The 19599-nt window shown below is 61.6% G+C and carries 13 protein-coding genes and 2 pseudogenes; 8 read left to right on the top strand and 7 right to left on the bottom strand.

Annotation, left to right across the window (positions count from 1 at the left end):
* Window positions 1–308: 308 nt before the first annotated feature.
* Entirely contained in the window at window positions 309–2867 is a 2559-nt protein-coding gene (locus tag SSPSH_RS05115) for a heavy metal translocating P-type ATPase (RefSeq protein WP_021031453.1), read from the bottom strand.
* A gap of 230 nt (window positions 2868–3097) precedes the next feature.
* On the opposite strand from SSPSH_RS05115, the pseudogene SSPSH_RS05110 reads away from it, so the two are divergent.
* Window positions 3098–3436: pseudogene (locus SSPSH_RS05110) on the top strand (DUF1348 family protein); the annotation flags it as partial.
* Between the two features lie 211 nt (window positions 3437–3647).
* Here the strand turns inward: SSPSH_RS05110 and SSPSH_RS05105 are convergent.
* The 4 genes from SSPSH_RS05105 to SSPSH_RS05090 form a co-directional block, all read right to left on the bottom strand.
* Window positions 3648–6773: an efflux RND transporter permease subunit gene (locus tag SSPSH_RS05105; RefSeq protein ID WP_006911904.1), complete on the bottom strand. Its 3126-nt coding sequence runs from the start codon at window positions 6771–6773 to the stop codon at window positions 3648–3650.
* A gap of 12 nt (window positions 6774–6785) precedes the next feature.
* The gene (locus SSPSH_RS05100) at window positions 6786–8039 is read right to left on the bottom strand and encodes an efflux RND transporter periplasmic adaptor subunit (protein ID WP_006911905.1); all 1254 of its coding nucleotides are present in this window, start codon (window positions 8037–8039) and stop codon (window positions 6786–6788) included.
* Entirely contained in the window at window positions 8036–9352 is a 1317-nt protein-coding gene (locus SSPSH_RS05095; protein WP_006911906.1) for a TolC family protein, read from the bottom strand. Before SSPSH_RS05095 ends, SSPSH_RS05100 begins: the two co-directional genes overlap by 4 nt.
* Window positions 9353–9436: 84 nt before the next feature.
* Window positions 9437–9817 carry a hypothetical protein gene (locus SSPSH_RS05090; RefSeq protein WP_006911907.1) on the bottom strand — a complete coding sequence of 127 codons (381 nt, stop codon included), beginning with the start codon at window positions 9815–9817 and terminating at the stop codon, window positions 9437–9439.
* A gap of 155 nt (window positions 9818–9972) precedes the next feature.
* Here SSPSH_RS05090 and SSPSH_RS05085 point away from each other — a divergent pair, with 155 nt between their 5' ends.
* The 7 genes and pseudogenes from SSPSH_RS05085 to SSPSH_RS05055 all read left to right on the top strand — a co-directional run bounded on the left by SSPSH_RS05085 (window position 9973) and on the right by SSPSH_RS05055 (window position 17237).
* Window positions 9973–10245, top strand: a complete 273-nt coding sequence (locus SSPSH_RS05085; RefSeq protein WP_006911908.1) for a metal-sensing transcriptional repressor — start codon at window positions 9973–9975, stop codon at window positions 10243–10245.
* 14 nt (window positions 10246–10259) lie between these two features.
* Window positions 10260–11252: pseudogene (locus SSPSH_RS05080) on the top strand (cation diffusion facilitator family transporter); the annotation flags it as partial.
* 1835 nt (window positions 11253–13087) lie between these two features.
* Window positions 13088–13492, top strand: a complete 405-nt coding sequence (locus tag SSPSH_RS05070) for a MerR family DNA-binding protein (RefSeq protein ID WP_275450702.1) — start codon at window positions 13088–13090, stop codon at window positions 13490–13492.
* A 129-nt stretch (window positions 13493–13621) separates the two neighbouring features.
* Window positions 13622–13834 (top strand): heavy-metal-associated domain-containing protein, encoded by a 213-nt coding sequence (locus SSPSH_RS05065; protein ID WP_006911911.1) that lies wholly within the window; start codon window positions 13622–13624, stop codon window positions 13832–13834.
* A gap of 3 nt (window positions 13835–13837) precedes the next feature.
* On the top strand, window positions 13838–14485 hold the full coding sequence (locus SSPSH_RS05060; protein ID WP_006911912.1) for a cytochrome c biogenesis protein CcdA: 648 nt from the start codon (window positions 13838–13840) through the stop codon (window positions 14483–14485).
* Between the two features lie 69 nt (window positions 14486–14554).
* The gene (locus SSPSH_RS19655) at window positions 14555–14767 is read left to right on the top strand and encodes a GDCCVxC domain-containing (seleno)protein (RefSeq protein WP_021031451.1); all 213 of its coding nucleotides are present in this window, start codon (window positions 14555–14557) and stop codon (window positions 14765–14767) included.
* 46 nt (window positions 14768–14813) lie between these two features.
* Window positions 14814–17237, top strand: coding sequence for a heavy metal translocating P-type ATPase (locus SSPSH_RS05055; RefSeq protein WP_006911913.1), 2424 nt, complete (start codon window positions 14814–14816; stop codon window positions 17235–17237).
* A 431-nt stretch (window positions 17238–17668) separates the two neighbouring features.
* On the opposite strand, the gene merA is transcribed toward SSPSH_RS05055, so the two are convergent.
* Together merA and merF are read right to left on the bottom strand one after the other, a co-directional pair.
* Window positions 17669–19318 carry a mercury(II) reductase gene (gene merA / locus SSPSH_RS05050; RefSeq protein WP_008957401.1) on the bottom strand — a complete coding sequence of 550 codons (1650 nt, stop codon included), beginning with the start codon at window positions 19316–19318 and terminating at the stop codon, window positions 17669–17671.
* Window positions 19311–19556 (bottom strand): mercury resistance system transport protein MerF, encoded by a 246-nt coding sequence (gene merF, locus SSPSH_RS05045; RefSeq protein WP_006911916.1) that lies wholly within the window; start codon window positions 19554–19556, stop codon window positions 19311–19313. The genes merA and merF overlap by 8 nt, the downstream gene beginning before the upstream one ends.
* Window positions 19557–19599: the final 43 nt, after the last annotated feature.

Raw genomic sequence — 19599 nt, 5'->3', positions numbered from 1 at the left:
GCATCATCCATGGCGGGCTGCCCGGCGACATAGGCTTTCTAACCGTCGAGATCGGCCGAACCCTGGGCGATGGACATCCGTTACCAAGCCGGTACGCCACCCGCGAGTGTCTTGCGTCTCGGACAGCGCCCGCGTGACTCCACGTTAGCACGGCTTAGGTTACGCTCGGCATACGCGATGTCACGCTCTGCAAACTACGCTTTCAGAGCGTGACAGTCAGGACAGTTCGGGACCGTGTAGACGGTCACGGCGGGTGACGATCCAGCGGATGGACGGAGCATAATGGCCACCTCCTCGTTCGGCCGCGGCTACCGGGCAGCCGCGTTCGTGGTGGCGGGGCTTTGCGATGCCGGGGCTTCCTCGAGGCCCATGGGCGGCGCGAACCGACGTAGGCGCAACGCATTGCCGAGCACGAAGATGCTGGACAGCGCCATCGCCGCCGCCGCGAAGATCGGCGACATCAATACCCCGTAAGCCGGGTACAACGCGCCGGCGGCCACCGGAATCAGGCTCGCGTTGTAGGCGAACGCCCAGAACAGGTTCTCCTTGATATTGCGGATCACCGCCCGCGACAGGCCGATGGCGTTGGGCACGTTGCGCAGGTCGCCGGACATCAGCACCACGTCGGCGCTTTCAATGGCTACATCGGTGCCGGTGCCGATCGCCAGGCCGACATCGGCCTCGGCCAGCGCTGGCGCGTCGTTGATGCCATCGCCGACGAACGCCAGCTTGCGGTCGCTCCCCCGCAGGCGCTTGACCGCTTCGACCTTGCCGTCCGGCAGAACCTCGGCGATCACCTCGTCGATACCCAACCGCCGCGCGATGGCGTTGGCGGTGCGCTGGTTGTCGCCGGTGATCATGGCCACGCGCAGGCCCAGACCGTGCAAGGCCTCGATGGCGCCGGGTGTCGATTCCTTGATCGGATCGGCGACTGCGATGATCGCGGCCAGACGGCCGTCGATCGCGGCGTAGAGCGGCGTCTTGCCCTCGTCGGCCAGGCGGCTCGCGGTATCCGCGAACGCGGTCACGTCCAGATCCATCTGGCGCATGAAACGGTCCGCGCCGATGGCGACAGTACGCGCATCGACGCTGGCGGATACACCGTAGCCGGGTGTGGCCTCGAAGTCCGCGGCCTTGGCGCGCTTAACGCCCGATGCGCGCGCGGCCTCCACGATCGCCTCGGCGACCGGGTGCTCCGAATGGGCCTCCACGGCGGCAACGGTTTGCAGCACGTCGTCACGTTCGAAACCTTCGGCGGTCACCAGATCGGTGAGCTCCGGGCGCCCCTTGGTCAGGGTGCCGGTCTTGTCCAAAGCGATGGTGTCGATACCGCGCAGGCTTTGTAGCGCCTCGCCCTTGCGAAACAGCACGCCCATTTCCGCGGCCCGGCCGGTACCGACCATGATCGAGGTCGGCGTGGCCAGCCCCATGGCACAGGGGCAGGCGATGATCAGCACGGCGACCGCGTTCACCAGGGCGAACGTCAATGCGGGCGTGGGCCCGAATAGCAGCCAGATCCCGAAGGTCAACGCCGCGGCCGCGAGCACCACCGGCACGAAGACGCCGGTCACGCGGTCGACCAGCGCCTGGATCGGCAACTTGGCGCCCTGCGCGGCTTCGACCATGCGGATGATCTGGGCCAGCATGGTGTCGCCGCCGACCTTGGTAGCGGTAAACGAGAAACTGCCGGTCTTGTTGAGCGTACCGCCCACGACTTCGGCGCCCGCGTTCTTCTGAACCGGCACCGGTTCGCCGGTGATCATGGACTCGTCGACATAGGACGTGCCCTCGGCCACCTCGCCGTCCACCGGCACCTTCTCGCCGGGGCGGACCTGTACGATATCGCCGACCTGCACGTCTTCGAGCGCCACTTCCACGGGCTCGCCGTCACGGATCACCCGGGCCGTCTTGGCCTGCAGCGTCATCAAGCGCTTGATGGCCTCGCTGGTACGCCCCTTGCTCAGCGCCTCCATATACCGCCCGATCAAGATCAGCGTCACGATCATGGCCGAGGCTTCATAGTAGACGTTGACCGTGCCCTCGGGCAGCACGCTGGGCAGAAAGGTCGCCACCAGCGAATAGCCGTAGGCCGCACTCGTGCCCAGCATGACCAGCGAGTTCATGTCGGGGCCACCGCGCATCAAGGCCGGCCAGCCCTTCTTGTAGAAGCGCAGACCCGGCCCGAACTGCACGAAGCTGGCGAGCACGAAGAACAGATAGAACAGATTCTGCTGACCGAGCGTGGCCATCAGCCCGTCGTGCAGGCCCGTGAACACATGGCTACCCATCTCGAGCACGAAGATCGGCAACGTCGCCGCGCCCGCGAACAGGATGCTGCGCTTGAGCGCGCCGATCTCCTCGGCCCGCGCCTGGGCTTGCTGATCGCCGCTATCGTTGTCCGCCACCGTGCGGGCCGCATAGCCGGCGTCGCCGACCGCGGCTTCCAAGGCTTTCGCATCGACCATGCCGGCGACGTGGCGCACCTGCGCCTTCTCGGTGGCCAGATTCACGTGGGCTTCCAGCACACCGGGCACGGCCGCCAGGGCTTTCTCGATACGGCCGACGCAGGACGCGCAGCTCATGCCTTCGACGGCCAGCTCGATCGTATCTTCCACGATCGAATAACCGGCCTGCTGGATCGCGGTCTGGATGGCAGCCGGATCCGGCGCGGATGAAAACGTGACCTCGGCCCGTTCGGTGGCCAGATTCACGTTCGCGGACTCGACCCGATCGACGGCTCGCAGGGCTTTTTCCACGCGGCTGACACAGGAAGCACAGCTCATACCAGCGATACCGACACGCAGGGTCTGCTCCGCCGGACGCGAGCCCGATGGATCGTTTGCGGATAGAGGTTCTACAGAAGCCATGGCGATTTCTCCGGTGCTTTTGGGTGCCATGGCGACGGAGTATCAACGTTGCCACTATGGGAAGGTCAAGTGGTTATTTTCATCCGGTCCGGTCATTCGTTCCAATCGTCGGTAGGACACTTTTCAGGCCTTAACCTTCCGAGCGTGGCAAGGCCCGATGTCTGCACAACGTCAATTTATCGCTCATGTCGAGGCGATCGATGAGGCGATCTTTCAAAGGAGGCCACCCGATGGCACAAAAGCCCCCGCTCCCGCCGTTCACGCTGGAGTCCGCTCGGCGCAAGGTCCGAATGGCCGAAGACGCCTGGAATACGCGCGATCCGGAGAAGGTCTCGCTGGCCTATGCCCCGGAAAGCATCTGGCGCAATCGCTCGAACTTCATCGAAGGCCGGGACGCCATCGTTCGGTTCTTGGCGCAGAAGTGGCAGCGAGAGCTGGATTATCGCCTGATCAAGGAATTATGGGCGTACCACGAGCGCCGCATCACTGTGCGCTTCCAATATGAATGCCACGACACCGCCGGCCAGTGGTTTCGCTGCTACGGCAACGAGCAGTGGGCGACGACAGAGACATCGGGGTTCTATGCCCTTTAGGAGGTCTAGCTTCTAAGGGACGGATGTCTACGGACGTATATACGCAGAGTGCGGCGACGGCAGGCCATGCCTCCGCCGCACAGCGTTACTACATTCGTTCCAACGCTTTTCTAATAGTCTAGCGTGAGGCGAATCGAATACTTAACTCATGATGATTGTCACCAGAACATTACGCATACATCACTAATCATTTTTGGGAAGCAGAAATAGCCTCTTGGCCATGCACCAGACGATACAAGGCCGGCAGAACCAGCAATGTCAGTAGCGTCGACGACACAATTCCGCCAATGACCACGGTAGCCAGTGGACGTTGGACTTCGGCGCCTGTACCGACGTTCAGGGCCATAGGGACGAATCCTACGCTGGCCACCAATGCGGTCATGAGCACTGGCCGCAGGCGCGTGAGTGCGCCCTCAGTGATCGCGCTGTCTAATGCGTGGCCGTCATGCCGCAGGCTGCGGATGAATGACACCATGACTAGGCCATTCAACACAGCAATGCCGGACAACGCGATAAAGCCCACGCCGGCCGAGATCGATAAGGGCATGCCGCGCAGCCACAACAGCAGGACCCCGCCGGTCAACGCCAACGGTACGCCACTGAAGATGATCAAGGCGTCCTTGAGCGAACCGAAAGCCATCAGCAGCAATGCGAGGATCAATACGAGAGTGACGGGCACGACAATAGTCAGCCGCTGGCTCGCGGATTCCAGCTGCTCGAAGGTGCCGCCATATTCCACCCAGTAGCCGGTTGGCAGATCGACATCTTGCGCTACTTTACGACGAGCCTCTGCCACAAACGAGCCCAAGTCACGGCCACGCATATTGGCCGTCACCACCACCCGGCGTTTACCGTTTTCGCGGCTGATCTGATTGGGCTGGGGCGCGCGTTCGATGTCGGCCACTTCCGCCAGAGGGACATAGCCGCCATCGGGTAGCGGCACCGGCAGCGTCTGCCATGCATCGGGGCGCTGCCGCAACGATTCCGGAAGACGAACCATGACGGCAAAGCGCCGATCGCCGTCGTAAATCAGGCCCGCCTGCTGCCCGCCAACGCCGGCCGCAACCAATTCCTGAATATCAGACACGTTGAGGCCGTAGCGGGCCAGTGCGGTTCGATCCGGCTCGACCGATAAGACCGGTAGGCCAGTAATCTGTTCGACAGCGATATCTTGTGCGCCTTCAATATCGCTTAACACGCCACGAACCTCGTTCGCGCTTTGCAGCAAGATATCGAGATCGTCTCCAAATACCTTCACCGCCAGGTCCGCGCGTACGCCGGACAGCAGCTCGTTGAAGCGCATCTCGATCGGCTGGGTGAACTCGTATTTGTTACCGGGCAGTTCAGATACCGCAGCAACGATTTCGTCCACCAGTTCCGCCTTGGGTTTATCCGGGTTCGGCCATTCTTCACGGGGCTTCATGATCACGAAGTTGTCGGCCACGGCGGGCGCCACGGCATCGGTCGCGATCTCGGGTGTACCGACCTTGGCGAAGACCAGTTTGACTTCCGGAAATTCGCGCAGCCGATCCTCGAGTTCTTCCTGCATGGTCAGTGCCTGCTCGAGGCCGGTCCCCGGGATACGCAACGCATGCAACGCGATATCGCCTTCGTTGAGCTGGGGCACGAATTCACTGCCCATAGTCGTGGCGAGCCAGGCCGCGCCGGCCACGAGCACGATCGCCACCGCCATCAATGGCCAACGCAGCAGCATGGCACCGCGCAGTAGCGGAGCATAGCCTGCCTTCGCCGCCCGCATGAGCCAGTTTTCATGCTCCGACACGCGGCCGTTCATGGTCAGCGCGATGGCGGCGGGCACGAAAGTCAGCGACAGCACCATGGCCGCCATCAACGCCATGACAACGGTCGCCGCCATCGGGTGAAACATCTTGCCCTCGACGCCGGTCAAGGTGAAGATCGGAATATAGACGGCGGTGATGATCCCCACACCAAACAGGCTGGGCCGGATCACTTCCTTGGCAGCATTGTAGGTCACCGCCAGACGTTCGTCGCGGGGCAGGACACGGCCATGTATGCGTTGCGCCTCGGCTAGACGCCGGACCGCGTTTTCGACCACAATGACAGCGCCATCCACGATCAAGCCGAAATCGAGCGCGCCCAGACTCATCAAATTGGCGGACACGCCAGTGCGGACCATGCCGGTGATCGTCGCGAGCATCGCCAGCGGAATCACCGCCGCCGTGATCAAAGCGGCCCGGACATTGCCCAGCAGCAGGAACAGGATCGCGATCACCAGCAGCGCGCCTTCGAGCAGGTTCTTGCGAACCGTAGCTACAGCTTTGTCGACCAGTGTGGTGCGATTGTAGACCGCTTCCGCGTTGACGCCATCCGGCAACGACGCCTGTATTTCCTTCAGACGCTCGGCCGTGGCCGCGGCCACCTCCCGCGAATTCTCGCCCACCAGCATGAACGCGGTCCCAAGCACCGTTTCGCGTCCGTCACGCGTCGCCGCGCCGGTACGCAACTGCTTGCCAATGGCGACGTCGGCGACGTCGGCGACGTGCACTGGAGCACCACTACGCTGGGCCAGTACGATCTGTTCCAGTCCGCTGATCGCCTTGACCTGCCCGGGTGAGCGTACCAGAAGCCGTCGACCGTTCTCTTCGATATACCCTGCGCCGACATTACTGTTGTTGCGTCGCAGTGCCTCGACTACGTCGTCGAATGTCAGGTCGTAAGCCAGCAGCTTCGCCGGATCCGGGGTGACATGAAACTGTTTTTCATAGCCACCGATCGTATTGACTTCGGTAATACCCGGGACCTGGACAAGCTGCGGACGGATGATCCAGTCCTGCACCGTACGCAATGCCATCGCATCATAAGGACTACCGTCGGGCTGCGTCGCACCCGGTTCGGCGGTCACCGTATACATGAAGATTTCGCCCAGACCGGTTGCGATCGGCCCCATCTCGGGTTCCAACTCGGGCGGCAGTTGGCTCTTGATTTGCGCCAGCCGCTCGTTGATTCGGTTGCGCGCCGCGTACAGGTCCGCACCGTCTTCGAAAACAGCCGTGACCTGTGACAGGCCATAGCGCGAAATCGAACGCGTATAGGCCAGCTTGGGCAACCCGGCGAGCGCGGTTTCCACCACGAAGGTGATGCGCTGTTCCGCCTCGAGCGGCGAATAGCCCGGCGCTTGGGTGTTCACCTGAACCTGTACGTTGGTGATGTCCGGCACCGCATCGATCGGCAGCCGCTGATAATTCCATACACCGAGGGCGGCCACGGCCAGTACCAAAAACAGCACCAACCAACGGCGTTCCACCGCGAATTTGAGAATCCCATCAATCATCGGGTGCTCCGGTTAGTGGCCGTGGACCGCGCCGGACTTCTCGATGTCCGCCTTGATCAAATAGCTGTTGTCGACCACATAGCGCTCATCGGGCTTGAGCCCCGAGATCACCTCGACATACTCGCCGTCACCGGCACCGAGTTCCAGTGGCCGAACCTGATAGGCCTCGCCCACTTTGATGAACACCACGTCCCAGTCACGAAAGGTTTGCAGCGCGCGACGCTCGACCGCGATCGGCACTTCGCGTTCCGTGATCTCGACCGTGGCTTGCACAAAGTGTCCTGGGGTCCAGTGCCCTTGCCGATTGGCAAGCACGGCGCGGGCGACGGTGCTCTGGCCGTTTCCCGCCGCTCGGGGGGCGCGATAACTGACGGTGGTTTTCGCCTGTGGGTCATCGCTGGCGCCTACCACGACCGGTTGGCCCACTTGGACGCGTTGGGCGTGACCCGGGAATACTTGAAGTTCGGCCCAGACCTCGTCGTAGTCAGCCACCGTAAGCAAGGGCTCGGTGCCGGCCATTTCACCGGGCTCGACTCGACGCTCGGTCACGACGCCGGCGATGGGCGAGGTCACTGCGTAGCGCCGCAGGCTGTCGTTGGCCTCCACAGAAGCCAGCCGCTCACCTTTGGCTACGGTATCGCCCACGGCCTTGTCAACGGCCACAACAACGCCAGGGAAACGGGCTCCGACACGCCGCACGCGGCTCGGATCGGGCACGATATTGCCGTACAGCTTCACCGTCTCTCGAATCGTCCCAGGCCCGGCCAGGGTTGTGGTGATCCCGGCCCGCTTGGCGGCCTCAGCGCCGATGCTGACCCGCCCTTCATAGGAGCTGTACTCCCAGCGGTAGGTATTGCCTTCGTATTCGGCCGCGACCATGACTTCAAACGAGTGGGGTTCGGTCACGACGCCGTCACCCAGCAGATAGTCGTTTTTCGGTTTGAAGTCGAAGCGGTCTACGCGTCCACCGAGGCGTTCCAGCTCGACTTCCAGATCGACTTGCTTTAGATCGACCGGCTCGCCGCCCTGGTACGCATAGATTCGAAATTCGGGGGGCACGTTATCCTCGAAGATCGTGACCTCCACCGAGAAGTCGCCGTCCTTGAGAAGACGCCCCCCGTGTGGGCCTTCAGCCGGCGTTTCGGCCGCGCCCCCGGTCTCGGCTTTCGACGCTGCTTTCGCCGTGCCGAATTGCGTGACATCACATGCGCTCAAAAACAGGGCGGCCGCCAAAGCCGCCACGATCGCTATAAAACGGATGCTCATGGCGACTCCGGATATTGGATATTGCTGTTGAATTCGATGCGACCGTCACCGCCGGGCAGCGGTTCGGCGGTCAGGCTTTCGATATCGGCACGCAGGCGATGCGCGCGCTCGGCGGCATCAATCAATGCGCGCTCGGCATCGATGAGTTCACCACGGGCGGTTACGCGCTCGAGATAGCTATAACGACCTCGGTCGTAGCCTCGACGAATTTCGCTCAGTGCCTGTTCCTGCTGCGGAATAATCTGGTCTTGCAGGGTGGCGACTGTTTCTATCGCCTGCGCCCGGGCCTGATAAAGCGAGAACAGCCGCGCCCGCGTATCCAACAGCATGGCGCGTCGCTCCGCGCCCACGGCCTCGCCTCGGGCCTCGGCTTCAGCGATGGCGCCCTGGGCACGACTGGCCGAAAACAGCGGCACACTCGCGCCGAAGATCAAGGCGGTGTCGCCGGTATCTTCCAGGCGCTTTACACCAGCGCGCAGGCGAATATTGCTGTGGGCTTGCGACTGGGCGAGACGCAGTTCGGCCTGGCGTATTCGGCTTTCTGCGGTGAACTGCAGGAAGTCCGGATTGGCTTGAATACGCTCGGCCAGGACGTCAAAATCGCCTGGCGCGCCCACCGCGTAGAGATCAGCGCGAACTTTTTTGAAGTCCGGCTCGGGCATGTTCCAGAGCGCGGCCAGCCGTAACCGGGCGATCTCGAGTTCGCGCTCGGCGTTGGCCCTATTGAGCTGCGCGCGCGCCAAAGCCGCCTTGGCGCGCGCGGCTTCAGCGCGCGGTGCGCGCGCCGCATTGACACGTCGATTCACGCCCGTCATAGCGTCGCGGGCAAGTTCGGACGCACGCTTGGCGACCGCTAGGCGCTCATCAGCTGCCGCAACCGCGTAGAAGCGGCGCGCGACAGCGGCCAAGACGTCAAGCTCCTGCGCTTTTTCTTGAATCGCAACCGCTCGCTGGCGCGCATCCACAACGCCGACTCGCGCATCGCCTTTACCGCCAAGTTCGATTACCTGCGAAAGCGCCAAGGTCGCTTCCGCGCGATCAAAGCCTCTCGCACTGCCTGTGCCGCCGAAGTCCTGTAGCTCGAACTGCAACTCGGGCGCCGGCCTTAGCGCGGCCGTATCGCGGCGACCACCGAGCGCGCGCTGGCGGTAGGCAAAAACGCGCAGGCCCGGATTGCGGTCCAGCGCCCTCGAGATCGCGTCGGAAAAAGTAAGCGGCCTTGCCGACGGATTGGCGTCCGGCGCGGCTGAAGCCGACACGCACCAAAACACGAGACCCATCACGCAAGTGATGCGTCGAATACCAATATTCATTTGGAAACTCCTGCTAACGGCGCATACGCGCCGATGTGCCGCTGATAGAAAGCGGCAACGATTGCCTTCGATCAGGCCCTTCGATCAGGCAATAGCAGGCGGGCCACGGGAAGGCGGCCGCTGGTAGTAAGCGGCAGGGTGAGGCGTTTCCTGCCCGTCTGGGAAATCGGGCTTAACCGAGGAGGCGGGGTCATCCAGCAGCACGCAGGCCAGAAAGACCGGAAGAACCCAGCCCATGCTGCTCTGATACTTGGCCGAGGTAGCTTGGGTTAGATGATTGGACGCGTCGTCAGACGATTCGCTGTCTGATGCATGGCTGTCTGCGTGCGATTCGGCCGCCTGCAAATGGCTCTGGATCGAGGTGTCATTGGCGTCGATGCTGATATGGGCATGCAGGCCTGCTGCCTGCATCATGAGCATCATGACCGCGGCCAGTTGCAACCAGTATGTCTTTTTGAGCTGCATGGAAAGCCTAGATCAAACCCCGGTCATAGCATTAATGCTTAGCAGAACATCCTCGTTGCGGCCGCTAAGGCGTCACACGGTTTTTGCAAACCGAACCCTATCAGTAGGGTGGCACATATTGACTGTATCCTATCCGGGGGGATAGGATCAAGGGCATGAGTACCCATACCACACACCCCGAAATCATCCGGCGTCTCAAACGCGCTGACGGCCACCTGCAAAGCGTCATTAAGATGCTGGAAGACGGCCGCGGCTGTCTTGAAACCACCCAGCAGCTTCACGCCGTCGAACGAGCGATCACGAATGCGAAAAACACCTTGGTTCATGACCATATCGATCACTGCTTTGATGAAAGCTTGTTCGAAAAAGGCGCTATAGAGGCACGCGTTTTGATGGAAGAGTTCAAAGCGATCACCAAGTACCTATGAAAAAACCAGCATCGATTATCAAAGCGACTCTGAGCTGGCTGGGCTTCGGCGGTCCGGAAGATCATGCGCATGGCGCTCATGATCACGATCACGATAGCGAGCATGGCCACACGCACGGCGTGATCGACCCGAGCATCACCGCTACAGAACGCGGTATCTGGGCGATCAAATGGTCGTTCGTAATCCTCGCAATCACTTTCCTAGGTCAGCTCGGGATCGTGTTGATCTCCGGCAGCGTGGCGCTACTTGCCGATACGATCCACAACCTGGGTGATGCAGCAACCGCAATTCCGCTCTGGGTCGCGTTTCGCCTGATCCAACGCGGCACCAGTAAGCGGTTCACCTACGGTTATGGACGTGTCGAAGATCTGGCCGGTGTACTGATCGTGCTGATTATCTTGTTCAGTGCGCTTGTCGCCGGCTATCAGGCGATCGACCGTTTGTTGGATCCGCAACCTATCCAGCACCTGCTCTGGATGGCTGTGGCGGGGGTCATCGGTTTTATCGGTAACGAATTAGTGGCCGTTTTTCGGATCCGAGTCGGTCGCCAGATGAATAGCGCCGCCCTGATCGCCGACGGCTATCACGCCCGTACCGATGGGCTTACGAGCCTTGCGGTGGTCGTTGGCGCGGCCGGGGTATGGCTGGGCTTTCCGTTGGCCGACCCAATCATCGGCCTGCTGATTACGGCCGCGATCTTCGCTATTGTCTGGCAATCCGGCAAAGCGATTTTTACGCGCTTGCTCGATGGCGTCGATCCGCAGGTAATAGACGATATCCGGCATGCCGCTGCGCACGTCGACAACATCCATGATGTGTCTAACGTTCGCGCGCGGTGGCTCGGGCATCAGTTGGTTGCTGAACTCGATATAACATTGGTAGGCAATGCCACGATAGATCAAGCAAATACCGTGGCGAGTGAGGTGGAACACGAACTGGTGAGTCATCTGCCGGCGCTACAGTCTGCGCACATCCGCATCCGACCACGGAATACAAACGACGCGGCTAGACTAGCCGTAACACCCGGCGCATTGGTGTCCTCGCGTCATTGAGGGTCTAGGTAATCGGCACGCGTCAAAGCGCGTGGGACGGTCTCTTATGCCGGTGGACAGTACCGCCGACGATAAAAGCCCGCGCCAAGCGATGCGATCGGCCGGATGTAAGGCAGAGCCGATCGCCTAGCGCTACGAGCACCACCCGTTTCGTTCGCCCCGGTGCTGCCAGCCGGCGCCAAGGGTAAACTTTCAAGAATCGATCCGCCTAAGCAACGACCGAACCCCACAACGCACGCGTCGGCGTTCACCCGTAGATGAGGAGCGCTCCATGCACACCAAGGACATCAGCCACTGGGAACACGCTCCCAGCTTCTCCCAAGATCGATCCCGGGCGGCTACTGCTGGCGATCTTTCCGCGGTCATGGTTTGAGCAGAGTGTCGAATGGGCCCTGAGCCCGGTGGCGATTCAATCTACTTTCGACGCCCTCAACACAAGATGCTACTCAGCACATCACGCTCTTGATTTTTAGCCTAACCGCATCTACGTTCGATCACATGCGTTTCATATTCGCACTATTGCTTTTATTGGCCGCGTTTGCCACACAGGCTAGCGGACAAACGGCACCGAGCATTTCGATCCAATTCGGCGGTGCTCACGCACAATCCACAATCGGCAGCGAACCGACAAAGGCCGCATCTACCGCCGACGATGAACATCACGATGGCTCAGAGGATCAGACCCACCATGAATGCGCATCTGTCGGCCATTGCGCAGCGAGTGCCATAGGCGCTAGCAATTTCTTGTTCAAAACGGATTATTATTTTGCGGTAAAGCCTGCTGCCCTTAATCAAAGTGAGGTTGGCAGCGGATTTACTTTACCACCATACCGTCCTCCCGCCAGAGCGTCGTAGCCTTTTCGCATTGGCAGCGGCTCAAACGCGCCTGGATTAAGCAGACTCTAATCAAATCTGCTTGTGTCCGCAGACGTACGCCGCGCTCCGAGCTATAAAAGCAAATTGGTAGCTTGAGGCTAGACGAACTGGTCAATTGCGATCGCGTTTTGCAGCTTTATCGTTGATATGAATTACGGGAGTGAACTCATGCACATCTCAAATGTTAATCCGTCTACATCACATTGGTTTATCGCGACTTCTCTGTTCCTCAGTAGCGCGATATTTATGACCGCAAGCGCTGGGGCAGGCCATGAAGCCGAATCGGCTGACACCACAGCTTCAGGGAATACTCAGGCGGTGGTAAGAGTCGAAGGCAGTTCCGAGACAGCCCCGTCGCCTAGCCGAGGCAACACCGGTCCGAGAGGCGCCGACGATTACGACGTCATTGAACACTCGGGCGAGCCTGGGTGGGCGTCCGAGAATGTCCCCAAACGTGGTGCGGAAAAGGAAAATCAGGAAGGCGAGGACCATACTGATCCGCAGTCGCATATTCACGCTGGCCCTCACACTCGCGACTAAATTTCGATTGGAGAAAATAGCGTAACGTCGCTTAAGCAAGGGGACAGCGATGAGCTGTCCCCTTCCCGTGCCTCGCAGCTTAGACGACCCAGCGAATTCGGACAGCTTAGGAAGACGGCTTGGAATTCAATTTAGCATTCCGATAGCGAACGTAGACCGTGCGAGGTTAAGGCTTTTTATGGCCTTCGTAATGAGGGTGTAGACAAACCTTGTAAGCCGCTGAATAAACGCGTGTTTCTCGAACTGGGCTTTTGAAGCCGATTTCGGAAAAAGGGAATAAAGTCAGAAGGTTACTACGGCGCTTCCTTTGAATTTATCTACACCCTCAATGTATATAAGGATCTATTCACACACTTACACATGAGCCTTAAGAGGTGATTCCTATCTCTGGCATCGGTGAAACTGCCCGGCAAGTCGGAATGTCCGTCGATACGCTGCGTTATTACGAGAAAATTGGGCTGTTGTCCCCCGTTGCGCGGGATAGCCGAGGGCGAAGGCGCTATGTCGCGCGGGATCTCGCCCGTCTACATTTCATCCAGCGCGCCCAACGCTGTGATTTTTCGCTCGACGAAATCCGGGTACTACTCGAATCCCGGAGCTGCCGTGATGCCGCTCGGCCGGAAGTCGCGCGGTTGACTGAACAAAAACTGCAAGATATTCGAACCCGTATGGCCGATCTGGATCGGCTGCAACAGGAGCTCGGGAACCTTTTACAGCTATGCCGCGGCAGCGACCAGGGTTGCCCGATCATCGACGGACTCGACGCGTCGGCTGAATAGTCAAAAGTGCAAAAGCGCCAAGGTCGAAAATAATTCTTGACCTGGAGTCAACTCCAGGTACTACGCTCCTTTAAACACCATGCGGCTTGACCGAAGCTGGTTGAGCTTGGCTAAAAAAAGGAGCACCTCATGCAAACCACCACACTCAGTATCGACGGGATGCACTGCCAAGGCTGTGTGCAGATCGTACAAAACGTGATCGAACAGCAGGCCGGCGTCAAAGGCGTCTCGGTGTCACTGGACGCGAAGCAGGCGCGTATCGCGCACGACGCCAATCAAGTGTCGCCCGAAACGTTGGCCAAAGCCGTTCGGGATGCCGGTTATCCGGCCGAGCCGGCCTAAGCCTTGGAGATCGCACAGGCCGGGGTACTGGCCGCCGGCCTTGGACTGCTGGCTTTCGTGGAGCCGTGCTCGGTGGGCAGCCACCTGTTGTTCCTGAAATTCTTGGATCGGCTGCCGGAGCGTCAGCGTTTGTATCAAACGCTGGTTTTCACGGTGGCCCGGGCCGGACTCATGGCCGGACTGGGCGTGTTTGCGGCGGCGATCGGCGCCCGATTCCTGGGCATCCAGCACGGCTTGTGGATGGTGCTGGGCAGCTTGTATGTCGCGCTCGGGCTGGCCTATCTGGTCGGCGGCGCGCCGTGGCTGATTCGCCAGAGCGATCGGCTGCTGCCGCGCGTACCGGCGACCTCCGGGGGCGCCGCGCTCGGCGTGTTGTTCGGCTTCAATATCCCGGCCTGCGCGGCGCCGCTGCTCGCGGTATTGCTCGGCGGCGCAGCCGCCCAGGCCGCCGCCGGCGGCGGAATGGCCTATGGCGGCGTGTCCCTGCTGATCTTTGGACTCGCATTGTCCAGCCCGCTCGTGCTCGCGGTGTTTACCCAACGTGGAAGGCGGCTATTGAATGCGATCGCCCGTTTCGCCGCCCGCATGCCGCGCGTCACCGGCGCAGTGCTCGTACTACTCGGGGTCTGGTCCATCGGGCTGGCGTTGTGAGGCCGTGTCTGGCGAGCGCACAGCCGGGCAGTTCCTTTTCGATATGCGTATCGGCACGCGGAGTGACCTATGAATACTGTGACGCTGGAAACCACGCTCGTTTGTCCAGCCTGCGGGCATGAAGCCCCGGAGACCATGCCGACCGATGCCTGCCAGTACTTCTACGAGTGCGGCGGCTGCGGTGCCTTGCTGCGCCCCGAAGCTGGTGACTGTTGCGTGTACTGCTCTTATGGATCGGTGCCCTGTCCACCAGTGCAGCAGGACGGCAACTGCTCATGTTGAGACGAACACACATCGCACCGCGCATTCTCCATTAAAAGGTGATGCCATGAACGACACAACCGCAAACCCCGACGAGCTTCACCCGTGGAGCGAGGAAACCACCGGCGATTCCGGCATCCGCCGCGTGCGCGCCCATATCGGCGGCATGCACTGCTCTTTGTGCACCGGCACCATCGAACGGGCGCTGGGCGCCAAACCCGGCGTGCAGCGGGTGGCGGTCAGTCTGACCCACGAGCAGGCATTGGTCGAATACGACGATGGCCAGACCGACGCCGCAACCCTGATGGGCACCCTCCAGCAGATCGGCTATACCTTGAGCGATCCGCGCAAGGTCGAACCCTTCGAACGGCAGGAACAGGCGCTGGCGGTGGAGCGCAACCGCTTCCTGGCAGCCCTGGCGATGAGTCTCGCCGCGGTCGGGCTCATCGTGGATACCGCCAGCCTTTGGACCCTGGGCCTGTCGGTGGTGGTCTACCTCAGCCTGGTCGTCTTCGGCTACGCCGTGCTGCGCGGCCGCGGCCAAGCCGCCGCCGCGACCGGCAGCGCCGGCCTGGCCGCCGGCGGGCTGGTCCTGTTCGGGTTACGTGCGAGTGGGGTGCTGGCCGGCTATGAGCCGCTGCTGGTGGGTGCGCTCGGGCTCGCCATGATATTCGGGCTGGCCCGGCATATGGGGGTCATGGCCTTTCAGGCGCTACGCCGCGGCATTCTCAACCAGCACGTGCTGGTCGAGATCGGCGCCTTCGCCGGTTTGATCGGCGGCGCGATCGGGCTGGTGGCGCAACCGTCGGGCTATCCAACGGCGGCGTTTTTCGCGGTGTCGGTGATGGTGCTGACCTACCACCTGTTTTCCGAATGGCTGTCGCTGATCGTCAAGACGCGCAGCGCGCAGTCGGTCAAGCGGCTGCTGGATCTACAGCCCGAGACCGCGCATGTGATCACCGACGGCAACGAACGGGATATGTCAGTCGAACAGGTCGAGGCGGGCATGCAGGTGCGCGTGCGCCCCGGCGAGCGTATTCCGGTCGACGGCGAAGTGATCGACGGCGGCTCGGCCGTGGACGAGGCGCTGATCACCGGTGAGCCGCTACCGGTGGAAAAAACCACCGGCGACAGCGTCGTCGGCGGCGCCATCAACGGCAACGGCACCCTGCTGATCCGGGTCACCGCGGTCGGCGACGACAGTTTTTTGCATCAAGTGATATCCAGTGTCGAAGACGCCCGCGCGCTCAAGCCCGGCCTGCTGCACATCGTCGATCGGGTGTTGCAAGTCTATACGCCGACGGTGCTCGCGATTTCCGCGCTCGCTTTTCTGGGGTGGGCCCTCGGGCCGCTGGCCTTCGGCGCCGACCCCGAATTCCAGCGGGCGGTGTTCGCCGCGCTGACGGTGCTGGTAATGGGCTATCCCTGCGCGGTCGGCATCTCCGCGCCGTTGTCGATCGTGCGCGGTGCCGGCGAGGCCGCGGACAAGGGCGTGCTGATGCGCACCGGCGAAGCCTTCCAGGCGTTGCGCAAAATCGACACCGTGGTGTTCGACAAGACCGGCACGCTCACCGAAGGCCGGCCGGCGGTGCGCGCAATCCATGGCATCGATAGCAATGACGACACGCTGTTGGCGCTGGCCGCCGCCGTGGAAGCGGCCTCGGAGCATCCGCTGGGCCGGGCCGTGGTCGAAGCCGCGCTGGAACGCGGGCTGGACTTCCCCGAAGTCGCCGATTTTCAGGCCGAATCCGGGCGCGGCGTGACGGCGCAAGTCGACGGCGAGACCGTGCGGGTCGGCAGCCCGGCGTTCCTGAGTGCGGCCGGCATCGCGTTGGATGCCTTGCAGGAACGCATCGACGCTGCCGAACAACAGGGCCACACGGTGATTGTCGTGGCCCGCGGCGATCGCTTGCTCGGCGCAATCGCGCTTGGCGATGCGCTGCGCGCCGACACCGTCGATACCATATCCCGATTGCACGAGTTGGGCATCCGCACTGCCATGCTCACCGGCGACAACAAGCGCACTGCGACCCATATCGCCAAACGTGCCGGCATCGACGACGTGTATGCCGGCGTGCTCCCCGATCAGAAAGCCGAACGTCTGCGTGACATGCAGCACAACGTGCGTCTTGCGATGGTCGGCGACGGCATCAATGACGCCCCGGCGCTGATGCAGGCCGATATCGGCATCGCCATGGGCTCAGGCACCGACATCGCCATCGACGCGGCCGATATCATCATCCTCAACGGACAGCTCGGTGCGGTCATCACGGCCTGGCAGATCAGCCGCTGGGGCTATCGCAAGATGTTGCAGAACGTGGGCCTGGCTTTTTTGTTCAACGGCATCGGTATTCCGCTGGCAGCCACGGGCCTGATTTACCCGGTGTGGGCCATGGTCGCCATGGCGGCCAGCGTGACCGCGATCTTCGTCAACTCGCTGTGGCAGCGGCCAACGATGTTTTTCGATGCGGTGGCGAGTGTGGCCGACTGAACGAAAAAGCTCGCCGTTTATCGATTTTGACATGGAGCCGAGCCAATGAGAGTGGAACGACAAGTGTGGTCGCTTAATCGATGGCAGACCATTACGCTGATTGTATTGCAACTTTTATTGGGTATCCGGATTATCTGGTTGGTATGCGAGAGCTAAAGGTGGCCGACAAACTCAACCCACAACGGATTAGCTGGTTGATGGCTCGCTGAGTACGCTCACTTGCTAGAGAGCAGATACTTCACCAAACAGGCGATGCCCAGGACCAGTAGCAATAGTAGGGCAATTCCGATCACTGGCATTATCCAGCCCATCGCCCCCATCATCCCGCAATCTGGTAGTGTCGTGTTCATCGTGACAGGGCTCCCTGTGGTGTCCATGCCCAAAACCCGTGGTGCCGCCGCCCAGTGGCACCACGGTCGCGCTCATATCGTTCACCCGGCACAGCAGGACAACTGCGTCACATCCTTGGTGAAAGTCTGGGCACAGAGCTTGAGCCCTTCCACCATGGTCAGGTAGGGAAACAGCTCATTGGCGATGTCGTGTACGGTCATGCGTGCGCGTAGCGCCATCACCGCCGTCTGGATCAGCTCACCGGCTTCCCCCGCCACCGCCTGCACCCCCAGCAACCGGCCCGAGTCGCGTTCGGCCACCAGCTTGATGAAACCACCGGTGTCGAAATTCACCAGCGCACGCGGCACGTTTTCCAGGTCCAGCTCACGGGTATCGACGCTGAAGCCTTGCTCGATGGCCTCGGCTTCCGTCAGGCCGACGGTGGCCACCTGGGGGTCGGTGAAGATCACCGCCGGCATGGCGCTCAGGTCCAGGGTGGCTTCGCCCCCGGTCATGTTGACGGCAGCCCGGCTGCCCCCGGCGGCGGCGACATAGACGAACTCCGGCTGATCGGTGCAGTCACCGGCGGCATAGAGCCCCGGCACCGTGGTGTGCAGATGCTCATCGACCAGAATAGCCCCATGTGCGGTTTCCACGCCGAGGCTCGCCAGGTTCAGGGCCTCGGTATTGGGTGTCCGTCCGGTGGCCACCAGCAGTTGATCCGCCCGCAAGGTGCCGGCGTTGGTGTCGACAATGAATTCATTGTCGGTGTAGTCCACACGGCTCGCCTGGGTCTGCTTGAGGACCTCGATGCCCTCGCGGCGAAACGCCGCCTCCACCGCATCCCCTACCGCCGGGTCTTCCTGGGAGAGCAGGCGGCTGCGGGCCAGCACCGTGACCCGGCTGCCCAGCCTGGCGAAGGCCTGGGCCAGTTCCAGGGCCACCACCGAGGCGCCGATCACAATCAGCCGCTCGGGAAGAGTGTCCAGGGCCAGAGCACTGGTAGAGGTCAGGTAGGGGGTGTCGGCAAGACCCGGGATCGGCGGTACTGCCGGTCGGGCGCCAGTACCGATGAAGGCGCGGTCGAAGTGGACGACCTGCTCGCCGCCCTCGTTCAGCTTGACCATCAGGCTATGGGCATCGATAAACCGGGCCTCGCCGTGCAGGACAGTGATGGCCGGGTGGTCGCGCAGAATCCCCTCGTACTTGGCGTCACGCAGTTCCTCGACACGTCGCTGCTGCTGCTCGAGCAGCTTGGCCCGATCCACCACCGGCGCCTGGGCGCTCAGGCCTGCATCGAAGGGACTTTCCGTACGCAAGTGGGCAATATGGGCCGCGCGAATCATGATCTTCGAAGGCACACAGCCTGTATTGACACAGGTACCGCCGACGGTGCCGCGTTCGATCAGGGTGATCCGGGCGCCGCGCTCGGCGGCCTTCAGGGCCGCCGCCATGGCGGCGCCGCCGCTGCCGATCACCGCGATGTGCGGGGCGTCTTCATCACGGCCCTTGGACACCGATGCGCCTGCCGGGGAAGTGGGCCCACTGTTGGCCAGTCGAGCTTGGTAGCCAAGTCGGGTCACGGCAAACGTCAACGCCGAGGCCGGTGTCCCCGGATCAACGGCTACCGATGCCGTCCTCTGAGGATAGGATACCTCCACCGACTGCACGCCGGGCAGCTTCTCCAAGGCTTCCCTGACATGATCCGCACAGCGGTCACAGGTCATGCCGCTCACGTTGAGTTCAATCATCACGTTTCTCCGAGTCTTCATTAGTAAAGCCGGCATCCTGCTTCCGCTTGTGGTATCGCGCGTAGAGAGGTAAGCCGATGACGATGGCCAGGACGGCAAACAGCAGGTAATCGAGATAGCCTGCCAACGCGGCCAGGCCCGCCGTACCGAATAGCACCAGGGCGATTGGCCCGGCGCAACACAGCACCATCAACCCGGTGCCAAGCACGACGCTTAAAAATTTCTGCGAATCTTTCACGCTTATTCCTTCACCGTGACGGACAAGCTCGTAAACAACTCAC

Source organism: Salinisphaera shabanensis E1L3A (assembly GCF_000215955.2).
In the GTDB taxonomy this organism is placed as follows: domain Bacteria; phylum Pseudomonadota; class Gammaproteobacteria; order Nevskiales; family Salinisphaeraceae; genus Salinisphaera; species Salinisphaera shabanensis.
The sequence above is the reverse complement of the archived record's forward strand: the minus strand, read 5'-3'. Positions and strand labels throughout refer to the sequence as shown.

Coding starts and splice junctions, on each gene's coding strand:
- SSPSH_RS05085 (WP_006911908.1), top strand. CDS start 9,973: ATGAGTACCCATACCACACACCCCGAAATCATCCGGCGTCTCAAACGC.
- SSPSH_RS05095 (WP_006911906.1), bottom strand. CDS start 9,352: ATGAATATTGGTATTCGACGCATCACTTGCGTGATGGGTCTCGTGTTT.
- SSPSH_RS05055 (WP_006911913.1), top strand. CDS start 14,814: ATGAACGACACAACCGCAAACCCCGACGAGCTTCACCCGTGGAGCGAG.
- SSPSH_RS05090 (WP_006911907.1), bottom strand. CDS start 9,817: ATGCAGCTCAAAAAGACATACTGGTTGCAACTGGCCGCGGTCATGATG.
- SSPSH_RS05115 (WP_021031453.1), bottom strand. CDS start 2,867: ATGGCTTCTGTAGAACCTCTATCCGCAAACGATCCATCGGGCTCGCGT.
- SSPSH_RS19655 (WP_021031451.1), top strand. CDS start 14,555: ATGAATACTGTGACGCTGGAAACCACGCTCGTTTGTCCAGCCTGCGGG.
- SSPSH_RS05100 (WP_006911905.1), bottom strand. CDS start 8,039: ATGAGCATCCGTTTTATAGCGATCGTGGCGGCTTTGGCGGCCGCCCTG.
- SSPSH_RS05065 (WP_006911911.1), top strand. CDS start 13,622: ATGCAAACCACCACACTCAGTATCGACGGGATGCACTGCCAAGGCTGT.
- merA (WP_008957401.1), bottom strand. CDS start 19,318: ATGATTGAACTCAACGTGAGCGGCATGACCTGTGACCGCTGTGCGGAT.
- SSPSH_RS05105 (WP_006911904.1), bottom strand. CDS start 6,773: ATGATTGATGGGATTCTCAAATTCGCGGTGGAACGCCGTTGGTTGGTG.